General features: G+C 71.3%; 4 protein-coding genes and 1 pseudogene. 3 read left to right on the forward strand and 2 right to left on the reverse strand.

Going from position 1 to position 6,068, the window contains the following annotated elements; all coding sequences use genetic code 11:
- Positions 1–289 precede the first annotated feature (289 nt).
- Both KBY19_RS35425 and KBY19_RS35430 read right to left on the reverse strand, forming a co-directional pair.
- A pseudogene (locus KBY19_RS35425) lies at positions 290–496 on the reverse strand (2Fe-2S iron-sulfur cluster-binding protein); the annotation flags it as partial.
- 137 nt (positions 497–633) lie between these two features.
- Positions 634–885, reverse strand: coding sequence for a hypothetical protein (locus KBY19_RS35430; RefSeq protein WP_359089888.1), 252 nt, complete (start codon positions 883–885; stop codon positions 634–636).
- Positions 886–1,169: 284 nt separating this feature from the next.
- On the opposite strand from KBY19_RS35430, the gene KBY19_RS35435 reads away from it, so the two are divergent.
- The 3 genes from KBY19_RS35435 to KBY19_RS35445 form a co-directional block, all read left to right on the forward strand.
- Positions 1,170–2,714 (forward strand): VCBS repeat-containing protein, encoded by a 1,545-nt coding sequence (locus tag KBY19_RS35435; RefSeq protein WP_210967478.1) that lies wholly within the window; start codon positions 1,170–1,172, stop codon positions 2,712–2,714.
- Between the two features lie 198 nt (positions 2,715–2,912).
- Positions 2,913–4,187 (forward strand): MFS transporter, encoded by a 1,275-nt coding sequence (locus tag KBY19_RS35440; protein ID WP_307842376.1) that lies wholly within the window; start codon positions 2,913–2,915, stop codon positions 4,185–4,187.
- Positions 4,147–6,068, forward strand: a 1,922-nt coding sequence (locus tag KBY19_RS35445) for an AMP-binding protein (RefSeq protein ID WP_210967479.1), incomplete at its 3' end; no start/stop codon positions are given. The genes KBY19_RS35440 and KBY19_RS35445, both read left to right, overlap by 41 nt.

The raw sequence follows: 6,068 nt of genomic DNA on the forward strand, positions 1-6,068 counted from the left end.
GCGCCCGCACCCGCACCCGCGCCTGCACCTGAGCCTGAGCCCGCGCCGGAACCCGAACCCGCACCCGAACCAGAGCGCGCACCCGAACCCGAACCGGCGCCGGAGCCTGAGCCCGCGCCCGAACCCGCACCCGAACCAGAGCCCGCACCGGCGCCCGAACCCGCACCCGCGCCGCCGCCGGCACCTGCCGCGCCGGCGGGCTGACTCAGTCTCGCTCGCTGCCGCCCTGCGCGTCTTGGCGGCAGCGGGCCCTCTCGTGGACGAGTCGCCGTTCGCTGCTGGTGACGGGTCACAGGTCCAGGACGAGGCGCGGGGACACACAGGCGTACCTGCGGCCCGCGGAGGCGCCGATGTCGTGCCGGTGTTCGGGGTCGCCGTCCAGGACGGTCAGTTCACAGCTTCCGCAGTTCCCCTCGCGGCACCCGGCGACCACAGGCCGCCCCGCGTGGGTCGGGGCATCCAACAGCGACTCGTCGGCCGGAACCCGGACCGTCTGCTGCATCTGTTGTGTCTGTGGCATCGGTGATTCACCCACAGGCATGGTCAGTACAGCTTCCCGTAGCCCTCTTCGAGGATCTGGACGAGCGCTGCCCGGGTCGACGTCGATCCCGAACTGGGCGGTGACCACCCCGCTCACGGGCGAGATTTCGTCGGCGAGGGCTTGGCTCGGGGATCCCACAGCCGGGAGCGGATGAGTGCGCGCCCGCAGTGGAAGAAGACCGCGGCCACCTCGACGACGAGCGCCAGCTCCGGCCGCTTCGCCCCGGTCTGCATCCGGGCGAGTACGTCGGGCTCGTCAGTGGGATAGGCACGGCCGTTGACCCGCAGGGTCTCCCGCCACCCCGGGGACCAGGAAGAGCAGCCCGATCCCGTCGTTCTCGGCACCTGGAGTCGGGCGTGGCCGCCACCAGACGCCGTATGGCCGAGTCGACGGTGCTCGCCTCAAGAACGAGCTGGTCGTCATGCTCACCCGCTATCTGACGGCCGCACCGCCCGAAAACAGCTGATGCCTCCCTCTCCGTGCCCGGTGTCGCCCAACGGGAAACGGTGCGTGGTGGTGCGCCGTGGCGGAACGGCCCACCCACGCACGGCCCTTGGCAGACGATCGGGCGGGCCTGCCGAAAGGGATCGCCTACGCTCCCTTCTGACACAAAGGGAGGGGCCAGGTGATGTTCGAGGGTGCGGAGCGGCACGGTGACAGGAGACGGCCACGACGGCGGGCGCGGACGGCGGCTGCCGCCGCTGCTGTCGTGTCGGCGTCCTGCGCACTGGTGCTGGTGCTCACCGGGTGCGGCGCGTCCGACACGTCCTCGGACGGCCGGTCCGACTCCTCGGGTGAGCGCCCGCCGGCCGGCAAGGCAGACGACTCCGAAGACGGCCCTGACAGCGGGGACTTCAACGGTGACGGTTATGACGACTACGCCACCGTTGTCCACTCCGCGAGCAAGGACCAGAAGCGCACCAAGGACACCCTGCTGGTGGTCTACGGCTCCAAGAAGGGCCTCAACCGCTCCTGGACGACGCGGGCCGGTGGCCGCTTCCAGCTTCTTCTGCGCACCGATCTGAACGGCGACGGCTTCACCGACCTGGTGACCTCCCGGGCAGGCCGTGCCGGGACCGAGGCACAGGCTCGGGCTTCTGCGATGTTCGGTGGTCCGCGGGGTCTGACCGGGCCGCGTTCGCTCCAGGTTCCGAAGGGCTTCAGCCCGAAGGCGAGCGGCGACTTCGACGGCGACGGGAAGACCGACCTGTTCGACACGGGCAGCGGCGGGCCCGGCGCCCCCGACAGCGATCCCTCCGCACGGGAGGGCGGCCCCTCCGCGCGTATCGTCTACGGCCCCGTCGCCTCCGCAGGTGAGCAGCGGTCCCGCAAGCACCGGCGCGAGCCCGCCCCACTCGACCTGAGCCAGCACGGTTACGCGGCCCCCGACGGCGCCGCAGCAGGCGACTTCGACGCCGACGGCCGCACCGATCTCGTCCTGACCTACGGCTACGACGCCGAGCAGGACGACTCCGCTCCCGCCGATCTCACCCCGGTCGCCTACTACCGGGGCACCAAGCGCGGTCTGGCCCGTGACCGCAGCCTCGACGAGTCCCTGCGCCAGGCGCTGGCGGGCGGCCAGGACGGGCCGCGTGCCCCGTCCGTCGGCGACGCGGACGGCGACGGCATCGACGATCTGCTGATGCCGCTCACCGTCCCGGTGTCGTACGCGGAGGAGAAGGCGGGCAAGGGCGGCGGCGTCGGTGTCCTGTACGGCGCCCGCTCCGGTCTCGGCACCGGCAAGCGAACCCTGCGGATCACCCAGGGACGGCACGCCAGCTTCGGCGCCTCCCCGTCGGTGGGGAACGTCAACGGTGACGACCACCCCGACATCGTCGCCAACACCCCCGACTTCCGCCGCCACGACGGCCTGGTCACCCTCCTCCCCGGTGGCCCGGACGGTCCTTCGGCACAGAGCGCCCAGGAGATCGACGCCCGGACCAAGGGTTTTCCGGGCACCCCCAACCCGCACCGCTGGAACGCCTTCCACGTCCAGCCCCCGCTGCTCGACACCAACGGCGACGGCCACGAGGACGCCCTCGTGTTCGTTCCCCTCTACAACCACCGCAAGGGCGCGTTCCTGGAGATTCCCGGATCAGATAAGGGCTTCGCCCCCACCCGTTCCCGCCAGCTCACCCCGTCGGATCTCGGTGTGCCTCTGCGCTTGCGCTGACGCGTCCGGGCGCGCGCCCTTGCCGCCATCGTCCCCTCCTGCCGCAGCGGCTGGTTCTGACTGATTCCTTGTGCTTCGGCAGCAGAACGCCGTGCTCGCGGTAGCCTCCAGACATCGCCCAACTCCCTGTGCACTGCCGTGTATCTGGCTCATGCCCCTACCTGCGAGGAGTCTGGATTGAGTCACCTGCATCGGCGTGTGCGCGCTCTTGTGGGCGCGTATGCGGTTTCCGTCTACGGCAACTTTCTCAATCTGATCGCGTTGAGCCTGTTCACGTACGAGGTCACGGGGAGCGGGCTCGGTCTGGGCCTGCTCATGGCGCTGCGGTTGTTCGCGGGAGTGCTGGCGGGACTGGGAGCCGGAGCGCTGGCGGCCCGGGTGGGGCGCCGAGCCATGATGATCGGTGCGGATCTCGGCCAGGCGGTGGCCATGGTGGTGCTGGCGCTGTCCGCGACGGGCTCGGCTCCGGTGTGGCTGCTGGCTGTCGTCGTGGTGGTGCTCGGTGCCGGAAACACCTTCTTCACCGTCGCGCTGCGCAGTGCGGTCCCGGTGATGGTGGGGCACGAGGCGCGGGTCCGGACCAACGGGCAGTTGACGACGTCTCGTTCCGTCGCCACCGTGGCCGGTTTCGCTTCGGCCGCCCCGATCATCGAACTGGCGGGACACAGCGCCGCGTTCGCCGTGAACGCGGCGACTTTCCTGGTGTCCGCGATGGCGTTGTCGCTGCTGCGGCCCCGGATGGAGGAGGACCGGTCGGCCCCGCGGACTGCGCCGGAGCCGGGAGCCGCTTCGCTGCGGCAGGTGCTGAGGGCGGTGCCCGCGCTGCTGCTCGGCATGATCCTGCTGCGGGGCGTCGACGCGCTCGCGTCCTCGTCGCACAACGTGGCTCTGCCCGTGGTGGCCGACGTGGAGTCGCCGGGAGACCCGGCCCTGTTCATGACGCAGTTCTGGGCTTCCTGGGCGGTGGGCACGTTCCTGGCCCACCAGCTTCTGAAGCGGCGGCACGCCTCGTGGTCGGAGGGCCGGTGGGGGGAGTACGCCTTCGCCGTGGGCACCTGCGTGATGTCGGTGTCCTTCGTGCTGGCCTTCACCGGTCCGGCGCCCCTGCTCCTCATGGCGGTCGCCGGAGTCGCCGGGCTGGCCGACGGGTTCACGGAGATCGTGTACACCTCACGGCTGCAGGCCGCGCCGGACCGGGAACGCAGCCGTCTGTTCGGGCTGTCGGCCACGGCGGAGACCTCCGGATTCGCCCTGGGCATGGTGACCGCGGCGGCAGCGCTGGAGATGTGGCCGGCGCTCGCGGTCGTGGGCCTCTTCCACGGGATGGCGCTCTGTGCGGCACTGGCGCTTCTTCTGCTGTCCCTCGCCGCCCGGCGCCGGATGATCGAGCAACCGTACGAAAAGCCGTCACACAGCGAAGGAGCGAACACCCATGGCCCGTGCACGCGGACCGGCTCTGTACCGAGGGCCTGAGCTGGAGCTGACCGACGATGATCCGCTGAACGCGGTCAGCGCCCTGCTGCGTGCGGCGGAGCGCTTCGCGGACGCGGGCGTCGTGACCGTCGACGACGACGGCCGCACCACCGTTCAGAAGTACCCCGAACTGCTGGCCAGGGCACGCCGGATGCTCACGGGGCTGCGTGAACGCGGCCTGCGACCCGGCGCCGACATCGTTCTGTGCGGATTACCGCTGGACGAGTTCTTCCCCGCGTTCTGGGCCTGCCTGCTCGGCGGCGCCAGACCGGTCGCCCTCGCGGAGCGGGCCGAGGCGCACTCCCCGGCCATGGAACGTCTCGGTCACACCCGCGCGTTGCTGGGTGAGCCGCTGGTGGTGACGGACCGGGCCGGCGCTGCCGTGGTGGCCGGGGCAGTCCCGTCCGCACGGGTCGTGGTCGCCGAGGACTGTCTGCGCCACCCGCCCGCGGAGGATCTGGTGGAGCCGGACGGGGTCGATGTGGCGCTGCTCATGCTCTCCTCGGGCAGTACGGGCGTGCCCAAGGCGGCCCGGCTCACGCACCGGGGACTGACCGAGTTCGCGGCGAGCAGCCGCCGGATCCTGGATGTGCGGCCGGGCGATACGACCGTGAACTGGCTTCCGGTTGATCACAGCGGGGCGCTCCTGCTCTACCACCTCCTCGAGGTCTTCGTGGGCTGCACCAATGTCCACGCGACGAGTGGCCATGTGCTGGTCGCGCCGCTGCGCTGGCTGGACCTGCTGGAGGAGCACGGAGCCCACCACGCCTGGGCGCCCGCCTTCGCCTACCGGCTGATCGCCGACGCGGTGGGCGAACACCCGGACAGACATTGGGATCTGGGCCGGATACGGACCCTGGTGTGCGGCGGGGAGCAGATCCCGCTGTCGGTGATGGAACGATTCCTCGCCGCGACGGAACCTTTCGGTGTGCGGGACGAGCACATCGTGCCCGTCTGGGGGATGGCGGAGACGGTCACGGCCATCACCTACGGCAACCTCGGCGGTGCGGGGAGCGTGAACCATCTGCGCAAGGACAGCCTCGACGGGGATCTGGTCCGCGTCGGCGAGGACACCGAGGAACGGGACCGCGCCACCTTCGTCGCCGTCGGAGCCCCCGCACACGGGGCGGCGGTGCGCGTCGTGGACCACCGCTCGGAGCCCCTGCCGGAGGAGCGGATCGGCAGACTGCAGATACGGTCGGCGGCCCGCGTCACCCCTGGATACGTCAACAACCCCGAGGCGGACCGGGCCGCCTTCCCCGACGGGCCCGACTGGCTCGACACCGGCGATCTGGCCTTCCTCGCCGACGGCCAGGTGACGATCACCGGCAGAAGCAAGGATCTGATCGTCCTCAACGGGCACAACGTCCACGGCCACGAGGTCGAGGACGCGGCCGCCGCCGTGCCCGGTGTACGGGCGGGAGAGATCGCCGCCTGCGGGGTGCCCGACCCGGAGGCCGGCAGTGAGTCGCTGGTCGTGTTCTTCGTCAGCCGAGGCGATTCGGCCGCGGACGAACGCGTCGCCCGGGGCATCAAGGCGGCCGTCTTCACCCGACTCCGGCTCACGGTCGCACGCGCTGTGCCGGTCCCCGAGGCCGAGTTCCCCCGTACTCCGGCGGGGAAGGTGCGCCGGGCACAGCTGCGTGAGCGGCTGCTGGCAGGTGCCCTCGACACCGGTCCGGGGGGCGGCGCCGATCTGCTGCGCGTGGTACGCGAGGACGCCACCGCCCTGCTCGGGCACGCGGTGGACACCGACACTCCCTTCTACGAGCTGGGTATGGGCTCCCTGGCGCTCACCCGGCTCCGCGCGGGATCCGCAGGCCCTGGCCGAACTCCTCGACAAACTGCGCGAGCACCTCCGGGCACACCCCGGGCCCGCCC

It is taken from the genome of Streptomyces sp. B15, from assembly GCF_018070605.1.
GTDB lineage: Bacteria > Actinomycetota > Actinomycetes > Streptomycetales > Streptomycetaceae > Streptomyces > Streptomyces smyrnaeus.

Excerpts from the sequence above, each read along its gene's own strand:
- KBY19_RS35435 (WP_210967478.1), top strand. The coding sequence starts at position 1,170 with ATGTTCGAGGGTGCGGAGCGGCACGGTGACAGGAGACGGCCACGACGG.